Consider the following 23,740-nt stretch of genomic DNA (forward strand, 5'->3'; position numbering starts at 1 on the left):
GTTTCAAAACATTCCTGATCACGTATCGCGATGCAAAAAAAAACCTTGACTGTTATTATCCCTTCCCGGTTTCAGCCCAAACAATTATCGTTTCTTGAAAAGGCTGTTCAATCAATAAAAAAACAGACAGCAATAGATAATTATGACTTGACTGTTCTTGTTAGTGTAGATAAAGGAAAGATGCTTGAAAAGAATGCAATTGAACAGCTTAAAGTGAGATGTATTGAAAGCTCAGGGGGTTCTCAGGCATCGGCACTAAATGCAGCAATTGATTTAGTCGATACTCAATTTGCAGCTTTTTTGGAGGATGATGATGAGTGGTATCCAAAATACCTGGAAGCTGCTGCTCAAGCGATATTATTTGCACCATTCGTCTCATCGACACAGCTTGAATATGACGAAAATAATGTATTGCTGAGGATAAATGATTTTCCAACTCCATCAGGCTGGTTTATGAGTTCCGATGTTTTGAAGAGTGTAGGAAAGTTTAATGAGGAATACCGTTTCCATCTTGATAATGAATGGCTTGGAAGGCTTTCGTTGGCGAAGGTTTCTCGAATTCATCTGGTTGAAGCTACCGCTCCTGTCGATGCCCGCTATATTGCTGCGGTAAGGCCATGGCTTGATAATGTATTGAAAAGCTCAAAAGGATCAGTTCGGTTGGCAAGACACTCGGAAGCGTTACCCCTTGTGCGTCGTCTCAGGCACTCTGAGGCAGGAATGGAGAAAATAGCAACATTGCCGGATTACAGGGCCAGATCACAAAGTGAATGTCGCTCTCTGGTTGAGCGTTTCGGCAGGATACCCTGGTGATAATAGTCGATGAGCTCCAGGGGTAATAGTCGAAGTTCGTAGTTCTTGATATGATGGTTTCAGAAGTGGCGGGAATATCATGTACAACGATTTATGCAGGACTGCAGGCTCTCTCTTGTCCTGTGATTGTTCAAGTTCGTTAATATTGTCTGTTGCAAAAGTTTATATAATCAATCAGAAAACAGTATTAATTGAGGTTTTTTTATGCAAAAGCAAATTGTTTTATCAGTTAATCCTGATCGATTAGCACATTTTTTTCGTTTGATCAAACCAGTCACCACTAATCATCCTTTGATCAGAATTGGGGGTGAGTTTGATGGTGGCTACTTGATTCCAGATGATTTGGATAAAATAAAAGTATGCTTCTCGCCAGGAGTATCAACTATCGTAGATTTTGAACTTGATTTGGTGAAAAGAGGGATTACGTGTTTTTTGGCTGATTATTCAGTGGAGGCTCCTCCTGTTCAGAATAAATTGTTTCACTTTGAAAAAAAATATTTAGGGCCATCCGAAACCTCGACTGATATGACTCTTGAAAATTGGGTCAAGAAAAGTGCGCCAAATCAAACAGATTACATTCTGCAAATGGATATCGAAGGAGGGGAGTACGGTGTCATTTTTGATACAAGCAGCGAAATACTTCGAAAATTTCGAATTATGGTAATCGAATTTCATAGCATGTATGCCTTGATTGATAAATTTGGATGGGAATTAATTAATCTGGCGTTCACTAAGATATTAAAAGATTTTAAGATTGTTCATATTCATCCGAATAATTGTTGTAGATCTATTGTCTATAATAAATTTGAAATTCCTCCGGTTGTAGAGTTTACTTTTTTAAGAAAAGACAGAATAACGGAGATGGAGCCATCATTATTCTTTCCTCATCCATCAGACAGGAAAAATGTTCCTGAAAATAATGATTTGTTGTTGCCGTCTTGTTGGTATAAATAATAGATTAATCAATAAGAGTTAATAGATCAGGCCGAAACTGCCCTGAATTGATGAAGTGGTTGTTTTTAATAATGGTATATTGCTTGAAAAAAATGCAATATCTACTGGACGAAATCATTATTGCGATGTTCCAGACCTATCAGTTACATTCGGAGCTGTAATATCTTTAGTACAGATCACAATACAGGTAACATGCACTATATCAATGATTATTAATCTTGTTGTTGTTGGGCTTATAGTCGGTATAACATTGCAGCATTGTAATTGATTTATAATTCCGAATTCAGTTAAGCTTTCAATAACCAGTTGTTCTGTAATGTGGAGTTGGTTTAGACGTATTCCTTGGCGTATGGTATTGTTTTCTTCGTTATCAATTTTTGTGAAGCGCTCATGCAATTTTATTCTCAACTTGGCCAGGACCGGTTTCTTTTTGAGCAATTTTTCTTTGGAAAGCGCAATGGAATCTTGCGCTTTCGATGGTGCAAACTCCGTATGTCATGAATTTGAATCTTGATGATCGACTGGCCATGGATGCGGTGGAGGTGATGGAGAGTGCGCTTGATAGCGGAAGCGATCTGGTGGGCGGTGACTGGAAGATTTGTTACAGCCAGGAGGAGACAGACGCAGTCGCTTCTTCATTCCCGGCCAGCGAACTGCCATTCATTCCTGCATGGCCACCAGCGGGTGATCTCACTCGATTGGGCAGCGGTACAGGCTCGCGCGGTACGCTTGGGCCAGCTTGTATGTGGCGTACCCATCTACACAAGACTCTTGCCAGGTATCCATATCAGTTTGGCGATGGCACCTTGATACGCGTGATTGGCGATGCAGTGTGGTGGCGTTTGCTTGTACAGAACAAAAAGAAAATGCAACGGGTTGCGAGCATCATTGGCAACTACAATAGTCATCAGCATGATCAAGCTGAGTTTCGTAATTCAGCCCAATCAGAGGAGCAGAGGCTGAAGTTAATCGGAGTACGATTATTGTAAGAGACGAGTTGTCTGATTGACCCGGCATTACGCTCGAAATAGCCGATGACACTTGTCTGGCGGGTGGGAAATTTTTCAAGGAATGTTGCAGATTACGGGTAGTGTTGGTTATGTACTGAAGACGGAGTCTGTGTTTTGCAATTCTGGAAATGTGTTGCAGTATTTGATGCGCTATGGGGAGGCTGTACCCGGTTAGAACAAGGCAATAGCTCTCAAGCTGGATTATGAGTTTTTTCTGAAATGTGCCTGAATATAAACATGCTGATGTGCGACTGGAGAGATTTCGAGTATCAGCTCTCTCCATTTTTTCAGAAACAAGAGTGATCTGAAAAGGTTGCAGTGCCTTTTTCTTTTCTCTCCATAAGTGATTCACTGCTCATGCCGAACAAGGTGGCCGTGATCTCTGTTGGGGAAATTGAATTTTAACACCATTCCGGAAAAACCGGGCAATATGCGTCGTAAACTGGAGCTGAACCGGCTGGCAATGCCCTTGTTTGACACCCTGTTATTTACCCGGAATCTGGAAGAACTCTATAGGATGATGTATGAACGATATCAGAATGAGTTGCAAGCCTGAGCATCTTGTTGTCAAGCGGGAAGTGTCAAAAGAGGATACCGCTTTTGTGTTGCGTTCAGCGTTCTTGCTGCATCAACAGGGCCGTTTGGAGGAGGCTGAGGCTCTTTATCGTGAGATCGTGCAATCAGATCCGGAACATTTTGAGGCGTTGCGGCTTTTGGCGATCATTGCTGTGCAAAAAAAGCGGTTCGAAGACTCTCTTGTGTTGTTTGATCATGCCCTCAAAATCAATCCCCGCCATGCAGCTACACTCAACAATCAGGGTGTGGTCTACGAGGAGTTGCATCGTTTTGATGAAGCATTATGCAGTTATGAGCATGCGCTTGCCGTGAAACCCGATTATGCCGAGGCCTCCTTGAATCGTGGTGTGATGTTACAGGAGCTTGGGCGGTTTGACGAGGCTGTGTTGAGTTACGATCATGCGCTGACCAATGATGCGGACAATGCCCGTATCTGGTTTCATCGCGGTAATGTTCTTCAGGACTTGAAACGTTACGGGGAGGCTGTTTTCAGTTTTGAAAAAGCTCTTGCCATCAATCCGGATTATGCAATAGCGTATGCAAATCTTGGTAATGTGTTACAGGATCTGAAGCGCTATGAAGAGGCTGTGCTGAGTTATGACAGGGCGATTGCCGTCAATCCGGACTCTGTAAGGGCTTACGTTAACCGGGGCATAGCGTTACAGGAGCTGAAACGTTACGAAGAGGCTGTTTTCAGTTTTGAAAAAGCCTGTGCTATCAATCCTGACTATGCAATAGCGTATGCAAATCTTGGTAATGTGTTGCAGTATTTGAAGCGCTACGGGGAGGCTGTACTCAGTTATGACAAGGCGATAGCTCTCAAACCGGACTATGCAGAGGCACACTCCGATCGCGGCGTTGCATTACAGGGACTGCAACTCTATGAAGAGGCGTTGTTGAGTTATGACAGAGCTCTGCTTGTCAGGCCGGACTATGCGGAGGCTTGCTATAATCGTGGTGTGGTGTTACAGAAGTTGAAGCGGCACGTAGAGGCATTGGCGAGTTATGAGCAGGCTTTGGCTCTCAAGCCGGATTATGATTTTTTGTCTGGAATGTGCCTGAATATAAAAATGCAGATGTGTGACTGGAGAGATTTCGAGTGTCAGCTCTCTCGACTTTTTCAGAAAATAGAGCGCTCTGAAAAGGTTGCAGTGCCATTTTCTTTTCTCTCCATAAGTGATTCGTTGCTCTTGCAGAAAAAGGTGGCTATGATCTCTGTTGGGGAAAGCTGTTTTTCTCCCCAGGTGCCCTCAGCAATTTCCAAACGTTCTCGGCATGAAAAAATCCGTATTGGATACTATTCGGCGGATTTTCATGATCATGCTACGGCATATTTGATGGCAGAGTTGTTTGAACGGCATGATCGATCTCAGTTTGAGCTTTTTGCCTTTTCTTTCGGGCCTGACAGGCAAGATAAAATGAGAAAAAGGGTTGCCGCTGCTTTTGATCATTTTTTTGATGTGCGGACTCGATCTGATGCAGAGATTGTCCTCTTCTCAAGGGATTTGGAAATTGATATTGCCATTGATCTCAAAGGCTTTACACAAGGTTTTCGGAGAGGGATTTTTGCCCTGCGGGCAGCGCCGATACAGGTCAGCTATCTGGGTTACCCTGGCACCATGGGGGTCGGGTATATTGATTATCTGATTGCGGACAGTATGCTGATACCGGAAGGCTCCCGAAAGTACTATACAGAAAAAATCGTCTATCTGCCCGACAGTTATCAGGTCAACGATACAAAGCGCGTCATTGCGGAGAAACTCTTTACCCGCAAAGAGTGCGGTTTGCCCGAGCAAGGATTCGTGTTTGCATGTTTTAACAATAACAATAAAATTACCCCGGCAACTTTTGATGGCTGGATGCGTATTCTTGGACAGGTAGAGGGGAGTGTGCTTTGGCTTCTTGAGGATAATGTGGCAGCAGCGGATAATTTGCGGAATGAAGCGATGCAGAGGGGTGTTGATGCCGCCAGGCTTGTATTTGCAAAACGGATGCCGCTTGCTGAACATCTCGCAAGGCAGCGGTTGGGGGATCTGTTCCTTGACACCTTCCCTTGCAATGCTCACACGACGGCAAGCGATGCCTTGTGGGCAGGTTTGCCACTCTTGACGCTGCTTGGTGAATCGTTTGCTGGCAGGGTGGCGGCAAGTTTGCTGAACGCGATGCAGTTGCCGGAGCTCATAACGTCCAAGCAGGAGGAGTATGAGGCTCTTGCGATTGAACTTGCTTCCAATCCGGCAAAACTGGGCAATATCCGCCGTAAACTGGAGCAGAATCGGCTTGCAACACCGCTGTTTGATACCAAGCGTTTTACCCGGCATATAGAACAAGCTTATTGTATGATGTACGAACGCTATCAGCAGGAGCTACCGCCCGATCACCTGTTTTCGCTGCCATCAGCGCAAGGCAGTACAGGAACCATATCGCAGTTACAGCAAGAGTATGCATGCTGTCCCTTATGTGGATGCAAGAACTCCTTGTATGGCCGTGCAGACTGCAGCCGTCACACTCTGTGGCATGAACCGCTTCCTCGTATATTGGAGTGGATGCGTTGTCCAGGTTGTCACCATGTTTATACCCGCCACTTCTGGACTCAGGCTGGTATTGATGAACTTTTTCGGAATGCTCAACAAAACCAGCTTGCAGGTTTCGGCGCCAGTCAGGACGCAAAGCGAGCGAACTGGGTACCAGTCGTGGACAGGGTGCTCAATCTGCTTGGAGGATATCGTAGTATCATGGATAATGGTTCCCATCCAACATGGGTAGACGTTGGATGTGGTGATGGTGCGCTTGTTATGACTGCGGGTGATTTTGGCTTTACCGCATTGGGGCTTGACGCTCGCAGTGAGGCGGTACGCCGTATTATTGAGCTTGGTTTCAAGGCGGAGGAGGGGGATTTCATGCAATGTACTTTTGAACGTAAGCTCGATGTGCTTTCGATGATGGATGTGCTTGAACATATGCCCTATCCAGGGCTTGCTCTGGGCAAGGCGGCAGAGCTTGTCAGGCCGGGTGGTGTTCTTGTTATCAGTCTGCCTGATCTCTCGTGTTCAAGCTGGAGGATGATGGATGCGGCTAAATGCAATCCATATTGGATGGAGATTGAACATTATCATAATTTCAGTCGAGAGAGGTTGATCGCTTTGCTTGGTGAAAGAGGATTTGACGTTGCTGATTTTGGGATTCCAAACCGTTACAAGGCACAGATGGAGCTTTATGCTGTTCGGAAATGAGTTGTTGGTTGAGTGATGCGTTGAGTCGCTCGCTTCAGTCGGTTGTGAGCACCTTCTATCCAATCTGTGTTTTTCCGAACCGCTTCAGATTAAAGGTGTTATAGGCTATATAACGAAGAGGTCGTATTTTAATTGTTTATTTTGCGAAAAAATACCTATATCTTCCCCAGTCAATGTTTTTTTTCTTCGTTGGTGTAAGAATATCTGCTGCGTTCAGGATATATACATTGACGGATAATACTGTTTTTTTATTATACGGGTATTTTAGCATTTTTCCACATCTATGGGAAAAGTGATTATGATGATTACTCCTTTTACTGTAATGAGTTCCAAATATAATGGTGTGATGGTACAGGGAGCTGTGGTGGGGGGAATGACGAATTGGTCGGGGGGCGATCTCTTGCGGACAGGTGAAAAAAGGAGGGGCTTTCGTCATGAGACTGAAAAAAAGGATGGTCGAGTTCAGTGCGGGAGTGCACATTCTGGAGAAGACGGAGTGTATGCCATTATGAAGCTTTTTGCATTTATCATATTACTGACTTTGCTGCTTACTGGCGCCTGGCTTGTGGCTGCAAGTGCATCATCTCAGGCTGTGGTGATGGTTGGTCGTGACAGCTTTGGAGACGGAGGTGTTGCCACTATTGCAAAGCCCGGTCAGCAACCGGGTAATCGTGTTACGGTGCAGCATGGTCTGATTGCTGCTGAAGAAGATCTCCCCGGATTCTTCAGTTGGGCGGAAGCACGGGTGTCCTGTGATAGTTTGACTCTTCATGGTTACGATGATTGGTATTTGCCTGACAAGGATGAACTGAACAGGCTGTTTTTCAGCAAGGGGGCTGTTGGTGGCTTTTTGGATACGTTGTACTGGAATTCGACATCGAGTGATGCGCAAGAGGCCTGGTCGCAGGACTTTTTTGGCGGCACTCAGAATTCTGTCAAAAAGAGCGCCACTTTGCGTGTTCGTCCTGTACGGAAGTTTTAGGAAGGTGGTGATGCATAATCTGCGTGAAGTTTGGTTAGGTCGGGAGCTCTTTTTTTTACTTGACCGGTGTCAATAAAAATAACTGTCGGGTGGAGTTTTCCGGGTGAAAACTGTAAAAAAACAAAAGTAAATTTATAAAAAGCCTCTTTTGTTATATATTGCGTGTATAGATTGAGTGTGATGTTATATGAAGTGTATCAGTATGTTTGCTTTTTTGTCTCTCCCTTTGGCAGTGCTGACGGTTGATCATCATGATGTAGTATGTTTTTTTGTTTAATTATTGATAACTATTCAGGTCATGGAACATTTTTTTGGAAAATTCGGTATCAGACTTTTTACGGCTTTATTGCTGTGGGGTCTGGGTGTTTTGGCTGTTTCCGAGGTGTCGTTTGCAGCACCCAAGGTTGGGGATGAGTATGGTGGGGGGAAGGTTGTTTATATCCTTCAGCCGGGTGATCCGGGTTATGTTGCGGGCGAAGAGCATGGTATGGTTGCGGCCAAGGAGGATTTACCTCAGGAGTCGCTAAGCTGGGCTGAGGCCAAGGCTGCGGCGGAGCGGCTTGAGTTGAGTGGTTATAAGGGCTGGAGTTTGCCGACACAGCAGGAGCTGAGCCTGTTATATAAAAATCAGGCGATTGTTGGTGGGTTCAGGGATTATAGCTACTACTGGAGCGGATCCGAGGTTGACAATCAGAAAGCGTGGGCTCTGGATTTTTATAATGGAGAGAAGGTTCTTTCTGTAAAGTCAGGTGCTTTGACTGGCATAAGGCGTATACGGGCAATACGGAAGTTCTAAGGGTCTGCTTTGTGCCATAGCAGGTGGCATGTGGAGAAAAGTTCTGTTGTTTTTAACAGTGAGGGGGCAGGCTTGTTGTACAGGCCTGCCTTTTTGCGTTTATGCTATAGTAAATATCCGTTGGGGTTGCGGGCGATGTGTGATGGTTGTAGAGAGTCGGATACTGAAATAATTCCCTTGAAAAAAGATACAGAATTGTTTTTTTTTCATTGTATGCCGTATACTGAGTACTATCTCTTTTCAAGTTTTTTATTGAGCGTATTGCCATGCTGAGTTCGAGGGAAACGTTATTGCTTGTTATTGATGTGCAGGGGCGGCTGGCACAGTCTGTTGTTCAGCCGGCAGCCCTTGAAACCAATATCAGCAAGTTGGTCAGGGCTTGTCTGATTCTTGATGTTCCGGTTCTCGTGACCGAACAGTATCCAAAAGGGTTGGGCTCAACTGTTGATACTCTGAAGGAGCTGTTACCAGGAATGGTGCCTGTTGAAAAGCTCTCATTCAGTTGTTGCGGAACCCCTGAGTTTATGAAGCAACTCCGATCTTTTAACCGAAACGATATTCTTGTTGTCGGTATGGAGGCCCATGTTTGTGTTTACCAGACAGCGGTTGATCTTGTTGAGTTTGGGTATAATGTCCATCTGGTGACCGATGCTGTTTCGTCCAGAACGGAAGCAAACCGGCTTCTCGGGATTCGCTGTATTGAAAAAGCCGGAGCATCATTGACCAGCACGGAAATGGCGGTCTTTGAATTGCTGCGTGTGGCCGAGGGTGAGCGCTTCAAGGCAATTTCAAAAATCATCAAAGAGTAGGGGCAACCTCTTGTGGTTGCCCCTATGGTTGCACACCACAAACCAATCCATAATTTATTTCATCGCCACAGCTTTTCGAAGCATCGACTGCAGGATCTCTTTCCCTTCGAAGATATCGGTTTTGATTTTCAGATAGTAACAGGGCCGCGCGGTGATAATGCGGATAAGTTCGGGATGTCCCAGCATTCGGAAGTAGTCTTTTTCTGTTGTGATCAGGCTAAGTCCTTTGGATTCGGCTTCACGGAATATCTCCGTCAGCTTTTTTGCGCTGTAAGGTTCGTGATCGTAGAAAAAACGGTGCGCAGCAATGGTTACTCCCTCTTTTCCCAGACTATCGAGAAAGCTTTGGGGAGAGGAGATACCTGCGAAGGCGAGTGCGCTGATGCTGGTCAGAGGAGGGGCCTCTTCTGAGGAGATAAATGCGCCGGAAAAACAGACCAGTTCTGCAATGGCAACGCGCGCTTTTATGAGTGGCGTCCCTCTCTCTTTTATTTTTCGCACTATTGCATCAGCTTTTTCCGGATCATCGATTTTGTTCAGTACAATCAGGTCAGCTCTTGAAAGGTTTTTAAGCGGTTCCCTCATGCGTCCTTCGGGCAGCATTCTTGCCTTCAGAAAAGGTTCTGATACGTTTATGATGGCAATATTGAGCTCTCTCTGGATTTGGCGGTGCTGGAATGCGTCGTCAAGGATGATAACGGAGGGCATTCTTGCTGCAAAGTGTTTTACAAGATACTTTACGGCCTCTTTTCTTTTTTTTGCAACAATGACAATGGCATCGGGGTTGTTCCAGGCGAGCATTGCGGTTTCATCGCCGGACTCGCTGCTGCTGAGCAGGACTTTTTGTCCGTCTGAGACCAGTTGTACGCCTTTTGATTCTCTCCGATACCCTCGGGAGATGATGGCCGGTTTGCAGCCGATGGAGAGATAGTACTTGACAACCCAATCGACAAGCGGAGTTTTTCCTGTACCGCCGACAGAGAGGTTCCCTATTGAAACTATGGGCACGGGTGATTTCCAGGCAGGCAGAAGCTGTCGGTCAAAGAGTGTATTGCGGAGCTGCACAATAACCCGGTAGCCAAGGGCTGCGGGTCTGAGCAGTATGGAGAGTGGGTTATGCATGGTGAAGCTGGATTGCAAGTTGCTTTGTATACGATTCTATCTCTGCTTCGTTTTCGAATGCAGGCAGATGGATAAGGTGGAGTTGGACGGACGTTTCACTGAAAGGTTTCGGAATTTCAAACTGATCCCAGCTTTTGAGTGTCCAGCTTTTTTTATGACGGATTTCGGCAAAAACCAGTGGATAGTGGTTTTCGGAGGCCAGGCGCAATGTGCCGTATTTGAACTGATTGGCAGGTCCGCGTGGTCCGTCGGGGGTAAGGGCGACAATATTGCCGTTTTGCAGGGCTTTTTGCATGGCCTGTTTGACTGCGGCACCCCCTTTTGAGCTTGAACCCCGTATGAGCGAGAAACCGAGTCGTTCAAGTGTATCGGCAAGAGTTTTACCGTCTTCGGACATGCTTACCACAGCAGTTATTTTTTTTTCGGGAAAGAGTCTTTGGGCAAGAAGCCAGCCTGTGATCATTTTACCATGCCAGAAGGTGATGATGACCTCTTTGTCGGGAAGCTGTATTATTTTTGGTATGACCGATATCCGCAGGCTTGCATAAAGAAGTTTCAGTGCAAAGGGAATGAGATGGCGGGAAATCAGCGGGGAGAGCGGCATAGGTGTTGAAAATAAATGGCATACAGGGAACTTGAGCGGACAGGAAAAATTTATTTTATTCTTTATTTTATTCCCGGTGGATTATATACTGGCTATGGTTCCAAAGGGGGGAGTAATTTAACAAACTGTGCAGACAATGCACAGGCTCAAATAGGGCAAATGCCTGTACAGAGATTATGAATGTTTTGATTATAGGAAGTGGCGCTCGTGAACATGCCATGTGCCAATGTGCTGTGGAGAGTGAGGGTGTTCAGAGAGTTTTTGTGGCGCCAGGAAACGGTGGTACCGCTATGATGGGCGGACCTGTTTGTAATGTGCCACTGAAAGTGACTGCGCTTGATGATCTGCTTCGATTTGCGGAGGAGAATGCCATTGACTTGACTGTTGTTGGTTCGGAGGCTCCGCTTGAACTTGGTATTGTGGATCTCTTTCGCCGTGCGGGTAAAAAAATAGTCGGCCCTGCACAGGAGGCAGCCTCTCTTGAGTCGAGCAAGGTGTTTGCCAAGGAGTTCATGCGGCGACACGGGATTCCTACGGCAGGGTACCATGTATTTCATGATGCGCTTTCCGCCAATGCTTATATCGGATTGCCGGAGACCTTGTTTCCGCAGGTGATCAAGGCAAGTGGATTATGTGCCGGAAAAGGGGTTTTCATCGCGCTTGACAGGGAGCAGGCCATGATGGCAAATAATGCGTTGTTTGAAGAGCGTATTTTTGGCGATGCAGCCAATGAGGTGGTTATCGAGGATTTTTTGCAGGGAGAGGAGGCGAGTGTTTTTGCTTTGACGGATGGTACCCGCTACCGTTTATTTCTGCCTGCACAGGATCATAAGCGTATCGGCGATGGCGATACCGGCAAGAATACGGGTGGTATGGGCGCTTATGCTCCTGCGCCGCTGGTGACTTCTGAAGTGATGCAGAAGGTTGAAGAGCGGATTATCCAGCCAACCTTGAAGGGTATGAGGGATGATGGGTATCCGTATACCGGCTTTTTGTATGTCGGTCTCATGATTGATCGGGGTGAACCCTTTGTTGTCGAGTATAATGCACGTATGGGCGATCCGGAGACACAGGTGGTACTTCCCCTGCTGAAAAGCGATTTTATTGCAGCTCTTCAGGCGAGTGTTGATGGTACACTCGGAGAGGTGCCTTTTGAAATGTATCAGAAATCGGCGGCAACAGTTGTCATTGCCTCTGCTGGCTATCCTGACCATTATGAAACCGGCAAGGCTGTTGCTCTGGCAGATGAGCTTTCCGCCATGAAGGATTGTCAGGTGTTTCATGCTGGAACGGCTTACGAGGGTGGGCGACTTGTCACTGCGGGTGGAAGGGTATTTTCGGTGACAGCGCTCGGGGATACGCTCAGGGAGAGTATTGATCGGGCCTACAGTGCGGTTGAAAAGATCAGTTTTGAAGGGGCTTATTATCGTACAGATATTGGAGCCAAGGCTCTTTAATTTTCAGTCAATAGTTTTGCCATGAAGCTACCCAGGCGTCAATTCGAGATTATCCAGGAGCAGGCGTTTCGGGAGTTGCCTTATGAGTGTTGCGGGCTCCTGGTCGGCATTCAAAACAGTGATCACAGGGGAAATGTAGAGAATATTGTCTATGAAGTTGCCCCCTGCAGGAACTGCCTCTATTTTGGTAAAGAGCAGGGTTTTGAGATTGCCCACCAGGAGTATCTTGATGTTGAGCGTGAGGCCAGAATGCTTGGATATGAAATTATCGGCTCTTACCATTCCCATATCAATTCTCCGGCCCTTCCGTCATTGCATGATGTTGATTTTGCACGTCCCGGCCATACGCTGCTTATTATTTCACTGATGAATGCGCAACCAAAGGAGGTTACAGCATGGCTGCGGCGGGGGTCGGGAGGGGTTCATCAGGAACAGATTCGTGTGCTGGAATAGTGTCTCCTGGCTTTGGGGCAGAAAAACTCTTCAATTATTTTGTACATTACCTTTTTTTTAAGCTCAGTCAAGTATTAAACCCCGAAAAAACGTGCCAAAGCGGGAAGATATAAAGTCGATATTAGTGATTGGTGCCGGTCCTATTGTGATCGGCCAGGCTTGTGAATTTGATTATTCCGGCACCCAGGCGTGCCGCGCCCTTAAGGAGGACGGGTATCGGGTTGTGCTGGTTAACAGCAATCCGGCAACCATTATGACTGACATAGAGTTTGCTGATGCTACCTATATTGAGCCGATTACGCCGGAATATGTTCAGAAAATTATCGAACGCGAAAAACCCGATGCGCTTCTGCCGACGATGGGTGGCCAGACGGCTTTGAACATTGCGGTCAGTTTGGCCGAATCCGGTATTCTTGAACGTAACGGAGTTGAACTGATTGGCGCGAAGCTTCGTGCAATCAGAAAAGCTGAAAATCGTGAGTTTTTCAGTGATGCCATGAAAAAAATTGGCCTGGAGATGGCCAAAGGTTTTTTTGTCCGGAATGAAAAAGAGGCAAAAGAGGCGCTTGAGGAGATTGGTCTGCCGATTGTTATCCGTCCCTCGTTTACACTTGGTGGTACCGGCGGTGGTTTTGCCGAGACAAAAGCAGACTATTATGATGCCATACGCAGGGGCCTTACTGAAAGTCCTATCAGTGAAGTGCTTGTTGAGGAGTGCCTGATTGGCTGGAAAGAGTATGAGCTTGAGGTTATCCGTGATCTGGCAGATAATGTGATTATTGTCTGTTCTATTGAGAATGTTGATCCGATGGGAGTGCATACGGGCGATAGTATTACGGTTGCTCCGGCCCAGACGCTTACGGATCGCCAGTATCAGGAGCTGAGGGACGCTTCGGTTCGTATAATTCGTGAAATAGGTGTCGAGACTGGCGGCAGCAATATCCAGTTTGCAATTAATCCTCTCAATGGCCGTATTGTGGTTATTGAGATGAATCCTCGTGTTTCGCGCAGCTCTGCTCTGGCCTCGAAGGCGACCGGATTTCCGATTGCAAAAGTAGCGGCCAAACTTGCTGTTGGATACACGCTTGATGAGATCCTCAATGATATCACCAGAACGACTCCCGCGAGTTTTGAACCGGCAATTGATTACTGTGTTGTCAAGATTCCCCGCTGGGATTTTGAAAAGTTCAAAAATGTTGACGCCCGTCTTGGTGTACAGATGAAGTCGGTCGGTGAGGTCATGGCTTTTGGACGAAACTTCAGGGAAGCGTTGCAGAAGTCGCTTCGCGGCCTTGAAATCGGCCGGGCAGGGCTTGGTTCTGATGGAAAGGATGTCATGAATGTCCTTGCCATGACTCCGCAACAGAAGAAGTTTGCCAGGGAGGATATTCTTGAGAAAATCAGGATACCGAAAGCTGACCGGATGTTTTATCTGCGTTATGCATTCCAGGCTGGCGCTACTGTTGACGAGGTTCATCAGTCAACAGGTATAGATCCCTGGTTCCTCGATAACATTCTCCAGATCGTTGAGCTTGAAGAGAAGCTCAGGGAACTGGCCGCAGCAGTCTGAGCGGGGGTTATGAGCTATCTGAGCAGGATACTGGAGGAGAAAGAGCGGGAGGTAGGGGAACTTGCCAGTGAGCATCCCGCCCGTCGTTACGCTGAGTTGCAGGGCTCTCTGGCGCCCACCCGTGATTTTACCGGCGCACTCCGGCGCACCGGCAGGGGGTTGCGGCTGATTGCCGAGATTAAAAAAGCCTCTCCTTCGAGAGGTCTTATTGTTCCTGATTTTGATCCGGTCAACATTGCACGCCGCTATGGAGAGCTTGGCGCTGCGGCCTATTCTGTGCTGACTGACCGCACTTTTTTTCAGGGTTCAATCGACTATCTTCAGATGGTGAGCCGCTCATTTCAGTTGCCTGTGCTGCGCAAGGATTTCATTATCGATGAGTCCCAGATTTTTCAGTCCCGTCTGACAGGAGCCGATGCCATTCTGCTTATCGTGGCTGCGCTTGATTCCTGTCAGCTTGGCGATTACCTGCAGTTGGCGGCCTCTGTTGGCCTGCATGTGCTTGTGGAGGTGCATGACCGCAAGGAGCTTGACAGGGCGATTGAAAAGGGCGCACCGATCATCGGTGTCAATAATCGGGATCTGAAAGACTTTTCCCTCAAACTTGAGACATCGCTCTCGCTTCGTCCCTTTATTCCTTCTGATGTTCTTGCTGTTTCCGAAAGTGGTTTGAAAAGCTCCGCTGATATCGCTCTTATCGAGCAGGCATCGTTTGATGCCGTGCTGATAGGAGAGGGACTGTATACCAGCCCCGAGCTTGGCAGGATTACCTGGTCATAGCCCTGAATTTTGCCGCCGTTTGTGCTGGATTGGCCGCTTTGAAGAATGCCGTGCCAGCAATCAGCGCATCGGCTCCAGCCGAAACAACTTCCTGCCCGTTTTCTTCCGTTATGCCGCCATCAATGGCAATGACCATTCCCGGATTCACTTTCAGACGCATCTCATGGAGTTGGCGGATTTTGCCAATTGAGGAGGGAATAAACTTCTGTCCTCCGAACCCGGGATTGACCGACATGAGAAGGACAAGATCAAGATCTGGCAGGATGGATTCAAGTGTCGATAACGAGGTTCCTGGATTGATGGAGACGCCAGCCTTTGCACCGAGGCTTTTGATGAGCTGAATCGTGCGGTGGAGATGCGGGCATGCTTCCTGGTGAACGGTTATCTGGTGGGAGCCAGCCTTGATGAACTCTTCAATGAAGCGATCCGGGTCGACTATCATCAGATGGGTGTCGATAATCATGGGTGTGCATGATGCAATAGCCTGAACGATGAGTGGGCCGAAGGTGATGTTGGGGACAAAGTTGCCGTCCATAATGTCGCAGTGCATCCAGTCAGCTCCAGCTTTTGTAGCGATATCTATGGAGTGTTCAAGTCGGGTGAAGTCAGCCGACAGAATTGAAGGGGCAAGAAGCGTCGATGGTGCTGGCATGGTTATCCGGTTGGTTATCGTGAAAAAAATAATTCGGTTAAATAATTAAAAAGCTTCACCAATTCCAAAATTGAAGGTGTAGTCACCAATGTTTAATGCAGAGAAGCGCCAAGGCTTTTCCTGCGTTGGATCATGCAGTTTATAGGCGAAATCAAAGCGGAATGGGCCTATAGGGGAGCCGATCCGCAGTCCGATTCCTGCGTCCCAGGCGAAGTCTCTTGCAAGGGATTTAAGGGTGAGGCCATAAACTCCGTTGCGATCCCAGATATTTCCAATATCGGTAAAGAGGGTGATTCCGGATGGTTGATTAAAGAGGGTGAAAAATTTTCGTCGATATTCCATATTGAGTTCAAGCTTGATGTCGGCACCGAAATTGGCAGCCACCTTGCTCACACTGCGGCCTGGTCCAAGTGTATTGAAAAGCCAGCCCCGCATACTGTTTGTTCCTCCAGCATAAAAACGGCGCTCTTCAGGGGTCGTTTCAGCCTTACCATAGGGAGTCATCCATCCTATACGTCCTCTTCCGGCAAGTTGGCTCTGTGGAGAGAAGTTTTTTGCAAGGCTCAGGGCGCTTTCGAGTTTCACATATTGGGAATAGGTTGTACCGAATATCTGGGGATCTTTGTCAGTGAAGCCGCTATAGTTTTTTGTGTCTAAATAGGTATCCATTAACCATGCAAGGCTGCCGGATTCTTCAAGAAGGAGATCCAGGTTGCGGATGGTGCGTTCAGCAGGAGCGCTTTGGCGGTTTGTGAAGTTGTAGCGAAGCCGGAAGGTCTGGTTGACATGGGTTTCAAGAAGGCTGTCAATTCCGGCGTTCACTGCGGCTTCATTGGAGGGGTCAATGCCGATATTATAGGCAAGATCAGTTTCAAAAAGTTGTTTGAATCCTTTGAGGGAATCTTTTTTAACCCATTCAAATTCAAAAAAATCAAAATTCAGGCGCGATGATGGATTCAGGCGGGCGCTGTAGGTTGCGCGGAGCAGTCCGTTTTTGTTTGAGAGCAGTACCGGGAGTTTTGTTGCTGCATATTCAACTGTTGTTGCGTAGAAATTGCCCGGTTTTTTGAGAACGGGCAAGACAAGCGAGCTTTTCAGGCCAAACTCATAAGGAATAACTCTCGCGTATTGGTCTGTGTCAAGGTTTTGCAGGAGTTTATTGTTGTAACCGGCCTGTGTGCCGTATTCTGTGGATGCACGAAACTGTTCAGCCCCACCGAGCAGGTTTTTGTTTTCATAGGCCAGGGAGGTGCCGAAAAAGAGGGCTCCGTATCGGTTATCAACCAATATTTTTGGTTCTATCTGATGCTTGGGTGCCGTTTCAAGGTGAATGGTGGTGTAGAGTTTGTCGGCTTGTACCGAGTCAGGGCTGATGGAGATGGATGAAAAGAGATTGGTTGCTCCAAAATTTTGCAAGGTGCTCTGTTCGAGGCTTTTTCGGGTTATGTCGCCTGGGCGGAATTCAATAGCCGAGGTGATCAGATGTGGGGAGATGTGCTGGTTACCGAGAATGGTTGCGCTGATGTTCTCTTTTGTATAGGTTTTTGTTTTTGGTGTGGTGTCGCTGTTGACCGGGTTGTGTACGATAGCCGTGATGGCTCCATAGTGTAACTGTTTTGGCAAACTGAGCCGAAAAAGGACTCCTGCGCGGGTTCCAACGGTATCAACCTTGATGCGGATACTGTCTTCATGGAAAAAAGAAAAGCCGTACTCTTTGAAAAATGCTATGGTTCGATCACGCTCTTCAATCAGTCTCTCAACGGAGAATACATCGTTGACGTTGAGCCGTTTATTGTGGAGATAATCTGTTTTGAGTTCTGCAGGAATCTTTTCCAGTCCTTCATACGTGATGAAGTCAACTTTTGAGGGATTATTTTCCCGGATACGGATGTTGATATCCAATTTTTTCCCACCGTTTTTCCTGACAATGGTGGTATCCAGATCGGTAAAAAAAAAGCCTTTATAGGTGTAGAGTTTCTTGATGAGGAAGAGGTCTTTTTCAAATTCCTCTTTATTGAATGCTCTTCGGGATCCCCCGAAGAGACCGAGTCCCAGAAAGGATCGGTTTTCGGCGGTTACAATGATCAGGCGAAGTTCCTCCTCACTGATCGATTTATTGCCGCTGAAGTGGATGTTGTTCACATATGGCGATACGGCCACCTGTTTTTTCCCTGTGCTTATCGATCTGCCCTGTGCCGGAAATGCACAGAGCAGAAGAAGGGAGATAAGAGTCAATACTGCTTTTGTCAAGCATGAATCCTGTTTTGTTCTACGTTAATGGCTCTTCATCACCGTAGCCAAAGTCTTCGTCGGTAGGATAGTCGGGCCATATTTCATCAAGGCTCTCATACATATCATCGCTTTCGGGAAGATCGAGCAGGTTGTCGATCACCTGCTGGGGCGCACCGCTCCTGTTTGCGTAATTGATAAGTTCATCTTTTGTTACAGGCCACGGAGCGTCAGCTATATGACGGGCAAGGTCTAAATTCCAATACATACGACGTCGATTGAGTTATTCAGGTTAGGAGTTATTGTCGCTCTGTTCCGGCGCAGGTTTTTGTGTTGTGATAAACTTGTCCGGATTGCTTTCATCAAAGAAATAAGCGGTTGGGTTGACTTTTACATTGTCTTTCTGTACTTCATAGTGCAGATGGGGGCCAGTTGAGAGGCCGGTATTTCCCGAAAGTGCGATGATTTCACCGCGTTTGACTCTCTGCCCCTGGCGCACCAGAGATTTGGAGAGATGGGCATAGATGGTTTGATAGCCGAAACCGTGATTGATGGTTATTTTTTGTCCGTACCCTCTGTCATATCCCGAATAGGCAATAACCCCGTCACCTGTCGACTGCACCCTTGTGCCTTCAGCAGCGGAAAAATCAATGCCTGAGTGAAAAAGGGTAACCTTGTAGATTGGGTGTACCCGTTTTCCAAAAGCGCTGGTAATCGCGCCACTGACAGGCCTGATGTTGGGTATACTGGAAAAATAGGAGGTTGAAGTGGGCTCTTCACTCTGCACTCTTGATTCGGTGGCGTTGTTTCTCTGACGATCTATCTGCAGGATGAGCTGTTCAATCATCTGTTCCGTACTTGCGAGTATTCCTTCGGTCGTGTTTGCCCTGGGAGCTGGAGTTTTGGTTTCAATCGATTGTGCCTCTTCAGCAAGGAGGGTTGCCGGAGCCCCGATGACGAAAGAAAAAAGGGCAAGAGAGAGAGCAACAATTCCTGAAGAGAGGCAGGCAAAGAGGCTCTCTTTAGCGTTTCTGCCGTATTCTGAGACAGCCATAAACCGATGTTTCAAAGTCATGTGGTATCGGGGATTGTTGGTCTGAACAGGAATGTCATTCATAGCCAAATATAAAAAAACTTTTTTGGATAATCTCAATGATTAGTGGGCTTCCAGCCAGTTTTTTCCAATGCCGGTATCGACCAGAACAGGGACATTTTTTAGTCCGCAACGTATTGCTGCATCAATCATTGCCTGTTCTACAAGTTTTGAAAGCGGCTCTTTTTCTGCATCAGTGGTTTCAAAGAGCAGTTCGTCATGTACCTGGAGAAGCATGACTGATTTCATGTTCAGATGGCGCATCCTGCTGCTGCAGAGGTTCATGGCGCATTTGATGATATCAGCGGCTGTGCCCTGAATCGGCGTATTCATGGCAGCTCTTTCTGCCGCTTTTTTCAGGTTGGTATTCCTGCTGTTGAGATCAGCAAGATAACGACGACGTCCGAGGATCGTTGTGACATACCCTTTTTCCCTTCCGGTTACAATAATTTCCTGCAATGCCTTGAAGAGCCCGGGATATTTCGAGATGTAGGTGTCGATAATGGCCTTGGCCTCTTTTTGGGGAATATTGAGTCTTCGTGAGAGGCCAAATGGCATGATGCCGTAAAGAACTCCAAAATTCACCTCTTTTGCCTTGCGTCTCATATCGCTGGTAATTTCATCGGTGTCGAAAATTACCTTTGCTGTTGCGGTGTGAATGTCTTCCCGGTTGCGGAATGCTTCGAGGAGTTGAGGATCTCCGGAAATTTCTGCAGCAATTCTGAGTTCAATCTGCGAATAGTCTGCAGAGAGTAGCCAGTTTTCAGGTGTTGAAGGTATAAATGCCCTGCGTATCTCTTTGCCGAGGGGACTGCGTATGGGTATGTTTTGCAGGTTTGGATTGGAAGAGGAGAGTCGGCCAGTTGCCGTGATGAATTGATTAAATGTAGTATGCAACCGACCTGTCAGAGGATTGACCATTTTTGGCAAGGCGTCGATATAGGTACTCTTGAGTTTCTGCAGGCTTCGGTATTCGAGGAGGTCACGTGCGATGGGAAAGAGTGTCGCAAGCTCCTCAAGCACTTCAACATTGGTTGAATAGCCTGTTTTTGTTCTCTTTTTTGGTGGAAGCGCAAGGAGATCAAAGAGAATATGGGCAAGCTGTTTGGGGGAATCGATGTTGAAGGCGGAGCCTGCTGCAGCATAAATTGTTTCTGTCAGGAGCTCGAGCTCTTTTTTAACCCGTTCGGAAGCCTTTTCAAGATGGTGGGTGTCGATGCATATGCCGGCATATTCCATTTCGGCAAGGACTGTGACCAGCGGGAACTCAATGTTTTCGCAAAGCCAGAGCAGTTCAGTTTCTCCGTCGAGTTTTTTGCGGAAAACACCCTCAAGCTGAAGAGCAAGATCGGCATCCTGGCAGGCATAGTCTGAGAGCTTTTCGGGATCAACCTCGAAAATATGCTGTTTTGTTTTTCCGGTTCCAACCAATTCATCAAAGGTTGTCGTTCGGTAGCCGAGGTGGTGGGCGGCCAGGTCGTCAAGGTTATGTTTTTCTTCAGGATTGAGCACATAGCTCGCAAGCATGGTGTCGAATGCAACAGGAGAGAGCTCTATGCCGTATTTTTTGAGAACGAGCATGTCATATTTGAGGTTCTGGCCAATTTTCGGCAGGGATGGATTTTCAAGGAGCGGTTTCAGGATTTCGACTGTTTTATCCCGGTCAAGGGCGCTCTGCGCGAAAGAGATAAATCGCGCTTTTCCTGTTTCAACCGCGATCGATATCCCTGCCAGTTCGGCTTCAAAGGTGTCAAGACTGGTGGTTTCCGTGTCGACGGCAATATGCCGGGCATCGTGCAGAGACTCCATCAGTTCCATCAGTTTATCGACTGTGTCGATACGGGCATAGTCGGCATTCTCCCGGGGTGATCGGAGAGCGGGCTCTTCTTCATGAAAAGGGGAGGAGGGTTCCTCATGGAGCGGAGCTGTTGCTGAGGGCGCTTGCTGAAGCTCGCCAAAAAGAGCCAATATTCTTGAGGAAATGGTTTTAAGACCGAGTTTTTGCAGCAGCGGGAAAAGCTTTGCCGGGTCAGGTAATCCGCAGGCAAGCTCTTTCAGGGTAACGTCGATCTGTAAATCGGTGCGTATGGTGACCAGTTGTGTTATCAGATCAAGCGTGGGTTGAAATGCTTCAAGGCTTTGGCGGTTTTTCGGGGAGATCGTGTCGAGATGGTTGTAGATATTCTGCAGGGAACCGTATTGGTCAAGCAGGGAGATGGCGGTTTTCGGGCCAATCCCTTTTGCTCCGGGAATATTGTCGGAGGTGTCGCCGGTGAGGGTGAGGAACGGGATAAAAAGCTCAGGGGGAACCCCGAACTGTTCGATAATCTCTTTTTTCCCAAGCAGTTCAAGCTCATTCTGGTTTTTGCCGGGTTTGAGGATGTTTACTCCCTCATGGACCAGTTGGGCAAGATCCTTGTCGGGGGTGACAATATAGACCTGGCACATTGGGCTGAATTTACGGGAGGCGGTGCCAATAAGATCGTCCGCTTCGTATCCCGGGGTTTTAATGAGCGGAATATCAAACGCTTCAAGCAGCTTGAAAATGGCGTCAAGTTGCATGATGAGATCTTCGGGTGGCGCCTGTCGATTGGCTTTGTAAAGAGGATAAAGATCGTGTCGGAAGGTTTTTTCCTTGCTGTCAAATACCGCTGCAAGGTATTGTGGCCTGTAGGTTTCAAAGATTTTAAGCAATGTGGATGCAAAGCCATAAATAGCTCCGGTCGGCATGCCCTCCTGACTTGTCATGCCCGTCCGTTGCAGGGCATAAAAGGAGCGGTAAACGATGGCCATGCCGTCGAGCAGAAAGAGTGCTGGTTTTTTTGTGATGGTTGCCGGGTTCTTGATTCTCTCTTCCGGATTGGCTGGCGGGAAGAAGTCGAGCTGCCGATTATTCATTCTGCAATCACTCCATAACTTCCAAGGACGTTGACCATGGTGGCAAATTCTTTGAGATGGCAAAGGGCGTTCTGGATATTCCGATCGTTCTGATCACCGATAAAATCAACATAAAAAAGATATTCAAAGGCTTTTTTTCTGAACGGTCTCGATTCGATTTTGGTCAGGTCAATATCACGCATGGCGAATGTTGCCAGTGCCTTGAACAGTGATCCTTGTTCGTTGGGGAGCGTGAAGACGATTGATGTTTTGTGCTGTGCGCTCTTCGCAGTTGTTTCAGGGAGCGGGTTTTCCGGATTTTTCGCATGTGCAATACAGAAAAAGCGGGTAATGTTCCACTCCTCGTCGGCCAGATTTTCCTGGAGGATCTCAAGTCCGTAGAGTTCGCCTGCCCTTTTTGATGCTATGGCAAGTTTTCCGGGATCTTTTTCAGCGGCTATCATTTTTGCGCTTCCCGCCGTATCATAGGCAACTTCAGCTTTGAGGTGTTGGTGAGTGGCAAAAAAGTTTCGGCACTGGGCCAATGCCTGTGGGTGTGAAAGTACCTTCAAAGCCCTTTCTGTGGATGAACCGGGAATGCCAAGCAGGCAATGTTTTACCTTGACGAAGGTTTCTGCCACAATGGTGACGGGATGCTGCAGCAGAAGGTCGTAGTTATGATGAATGCTGCCTCCAAGTGAATTTTCAATGGGGATGACGGCATAATGAACCTTCTGGTTTTCAACAGCCGCGAAGACCTCGTCAAATGATTCGAAGGGTTTTGGCTCTCCAATCCGGAGTGCGGCGATCTCACTGTATGCTCCTGGTTCACCCTGGTAGGCGGTCATCAAGTTTGTCATTGTTTTTTCTTGTTGTTAACTTGCGGGAATACCGTCAGATTTGATTTTATTTAAAGAAAATAAATCTATTATCATAGGCGGGCATCTGGAGGAATAATAAATCAGCATTTTTTATTATGTCAGGACATAGCAAATGGGCAACCATTAAGAGAAAAAAGGCGGTAACCGATCAAAAAAGAGGCAGTTTGTTCACCAAACTGGTCAAGGAGATTACGATTGCAGCAAAAATGGGTGGTGGTGACCCAGCGGGTAATCCTCGTCTCAGGCTTGCAATCGATACGGCCAGGGATAATTCCATGCCGATGGACAATATCCAGCGTGCCATCAAGAAGGGAACGGGAGAGCTTGAGGGGGTAACCTGGGATGAGATTACCTATGAAGGGTATGGTCCTGCAGGGATTGCGCTGATTATTGAGACTGCTACAGACAATCGTAACCGTACCGTAGCTGATATTCGTCACATTATGAGTCGTAACAATGGTTCGCTCGGTGAAAGCGGTAGTGTTGCCTGGATGTTTCAGCGCAAGGGAACGCTTGATGTTCCACGATCGGCTGCCGGAGAGGATCAGCTTATGGAACTTCTGCTCGAGGCCGGTCTTGAAGATCTTGGCAGCGATGATGAGAACTATTTTACCGTCATAACTGACGTCAAGGATCTTGAGCGTGTCAAAAAAGCGCTTGATGATGCCGCTATCATGTATGAGAATGCAAAAATTGATCTGATACCCGAAAATTATATTGAGCTTGAAGCCGAGGATGCCCGCAAGGTGATCAAACTGATTGATGCATTTGAAAATAATGATGATGTGCAGGCGGTATACACGAATATGGAGATCAGTGAAAGTGCAATGAGCAGTTTAAACGAGTAAA

At 47.1% G+C, this 23,740-nt stretch carries 20 protein-coding genes; 12 read left to right on the top strand and 8 right to left on the bottom strand.

Annotated features, from left to right (window positions below; translation table 11 throughout):
• The first annotated feature begins 30 nt into the window (after positions 1-30).
• From PPHA_RS03155 to PPHA_RS03185, 7 genes are all read left to right on the top strand, one after another.
• Entirely contained in the window at positions 31-813 is a 783-nt protein-coding gene (locus tag PPHA_RS03155; protein ID WP_012507432.1) for a glycosyltransferase, read from the top strand.
• A 204-nt stretch (positions 814-1,017) separates the two neighbouring features.
• A complete protein-coding gene (locus tag PPHA_RS03160) occupies positions 1,018-1,767 on the top strand; it encodes an FkbM family methyltransferase (protein WP_012507433.1) in 750 nt (249 codons plus the stop codon).
• 497 nt (positions 1,768-2,264) lie between these two features.
• Positions 2,265-2,756 carry a hypothetical protein gene (locus PPHA_RS03165; RefSeq protein ID WP_049759881.1) on the top strand — a complete coding sequence of 164 codons (492 nt, stop codon included), beginning with the start codon at positions 2,265-2,267 and terminating at the stop codon, positions 2,754-2,756.
• A gap of 545 nt (positions 2,757-3,301) precedes the next feature.
• Entirely contained in the window at positions 3,302-6,586 is a 3,285-nt protein-coding gene (locus tag PPHA_RS14475) for an O-linked N-acetylglucosamine transferase family protein (RefSeq protein ID WP_012507435.1), read from the top strand.
• 298 nt (positions 6,587-6,884) lie between these two features.
• A complete protein-coding gene (locus PPHA_RS14480) occupies positions 6,885-7,568 on the top strand; it encodes an Lcl C-terminal domain-containing protein (protein ID WP_012507436.1) in 684 nt (227 codons plus the stop codon).
• A 298-nt stretch (positions 7,569-7,866) separates the two neighbouring features.
• On the top strand, positions 7,867-8,364 hold the full coding sequence (locus PPHA_RS14485) for an Lcl domain-containing protein (RefSeq protein WP_012507437.1): 498 nt from the start codon (positions 7,867-7,869) through the stop codon (positions 8,362-8,364).
• A 266-nt stretch (positions 8,365-8,630) separates the two neighbouring features.
• Complete coding sequence (locus PPHA_RS03185; RefSeq protein ID WP_012507438.1) at positions 8,631-9,173, top strand: hydrolase; 543 nt, start codon at positions 8,631-8,633, stop codon at positions 9,171-9,173.
• A gap of 54 nt (positions 9,174-9,227) precedes the next feature.
• On the opposite strand, the gene lpxK is transcribed toward PPHA_RS03185, so the two are convergent.
• Together lpxK and PPHA_RS03195 are read right to left on the bottom strand one after the other, a co-directional pair.
• Positions 9,228-10,295: a tetraacyldisaccharide 4'-kinase gene (gene lpxK, locus PPHA_RS03190; protein ID WP_012507439.1), complete on the bottom strand. Its 1,068-nt coding sequence runs from the start codon at positions 10,293-10,295 to the stop codon at positions 9,228-9,230.
• Positions 10,288-10,899 carry a DUF374 domain-containing protein gene (locus PPHA_RS03195; protein ID WP_012507440.1) on the bottom strand — a complete coding sequence of 204 codons (612 nt, stop codon included), beginning with the start codon at positions 10,897-10,899 and terminating at the stop codon, positions 10,288-10,290. The genes lpxK and PPHA_RS03195 overlap by 8 nt, the downstream gene beginning before the upstream one ends.
• 176 nt (positions 10,900-11,075) lie before the next feature.
• On the opposite strand from PPHA_RS03195, the gene purD reads away from it, so the two are divergent.
• The 4 genes from purD (at position 11,076) to trpC (ending at position 15,159) form a co-directional block, all read left to right on the top strand.
• A complete protein-coding gene (gene purD, locus PPHA_RS03200) occupies positions 11,076-12,356 on the top strand; it encodes a phosphoribosylamine--glycine ligase (protein WP_012507441.1) in 1,281 nt (426 codons plus the stop codon).
• 21 nt (positions 12,357-12,377) lie between these two features.
• Positions 12,378-12,809, top strand: coding sequence for a Mov34/MPN/PAD-1 family protein (locus tag PPHA_RS03205; protein ID WP_012507442.1), 432 nt, complete (start codon positions 12,378-12,380; stop codon positions 12,807-12,809).
• A gap of 91 nt (positions 12,810-12,900) precedes the next feature.
• Positions 12,901-14,379, top strand: a complete 1,479-nt coding sequence (carB, locus tag PPHA_RS03210) for a carbamoyl-phosphate synthase large subunit (RefSeq protein ID WP_012507443.1) — start codon at positions 12,901-12,903, stop codon at positions 14,377-14,379.
• Between the two features lie 9 nt (positions 14,380-14,388).
• Complete coding sequence (gene trpC, locus PPHA_RS03215; RefSeq protein ID WP_012507444.1) at positions 14,389-15,159, top strand: indole-3-glycerol phosphate synthase TrpC; 771 nt, start codon at positions 14,389-14,391, stop codon at positions 15,157-15,159.
• Here the strand turns inward: trpC and rpe are convergent.
• The 6 genes from rpe to pheA all read right to left on the bottom strand — a co-directional run bounded on the left by rpe (position 15,146) and on the right by pheA (position 22,870).
• Complete coding sequence (gene rpe, locus PPHA_RS03220; protein WP_012507445.1) at positions 15,146-15,811, bottom strand: ribulose-phosphate 3-epimerase; 666 nt, start codon at positions 15,809-15,811, stop codon at positions 15,146-15,148. The genes trpC and rpe overlap by 14 nt on opposite strands.
• 45 nt (positions 15,812-15,856) lie before the next feature.
• Positions 15,857-18,061: a BamA/TamA family outer membrane protein gene (locus tag PPHA_RS03225; protein WP_012507446.1), complete on the bottom strand. Its 2,205-nt coding sequence runs from the start codon at positions 18,059-18,061 to the stop codon at positions 15,857-15,859.
• A gap of 19 nt (positions 18,062-18,080) precedes the next feature.
• A complete protein-coding gene (locus PPHA_RS03230) occupies positions 18,081-18,308 on the bottom strand; it encodes a DUF2795 domain-containing protein (RefSeq protein WP_012507447.1) in 228 nt (75 codons plus the stop codon).
• Between the two features lie 24 nt (positions 18,309-18,332).
• Complete coding sequence (locus PPHA_RS03235) at positions 18,333-19,094, bottom strand: M23 family metallopeptidase (protein WP_223293973.1); 762 nt, start codon at positions 19,092-19,094, stop codon at positions 18,333-18,335.
• Between the two features lie 102 nt (positions 19,095-19,196).
• Positions 19,197-22,031 carry a DNA polymerase I gene (gene polA, locus PPHA_RS03240; RefSeq protein ID WP_012507449.1) on the bottom strand — a complete coding sequence of 945 codons (2,835 nt, stop codon included), beginning with the start codon at positions 22,029-22,031 and terminating at the stop codon, positions 19,197-19,199.
• A complete protein-coding gene (gene pheA / locus PPHA_RS03245; RefSeq protein ID WP_041526406.1) occupies positions 22,028-22,870 on the bottom strand; it encodes a prephenate dehydratase in 843 nt (280 codons plus the stop codon). Before pheA ends, polA begins: the two co-directional genes overlap by 4 nt.
• 116 nt (positions 22,871-22,986) lie before the next feature.
• Between pheA and PPHA_RS03250 the strand changes: the two genes are divergently transcribed.
• Positions 22,987-23,739, top strand: a complete 753-nt coding sequence (locus PPHA_RS03250; RefSeq protein WP_012507451.1) for a YebC/PmpR family DNA-binding transcriptional regulator — start codon at positions 22,987-22,989, stop codon at positions 23,737-23,739.
• The last annotated feature ends 1 nt before the right edge of the window (position 23,740 follow it).

Source organism: Pelodictyon phaeoclathratiforme BU-1, assembly GCF_000020645.1.
GTDB lineage: Bacteria > Bacteroidota > Chlorobiia > Chlorobiales > Chlorobiaceae > Chlorobium > Chlorobium phaeoclathratiforme.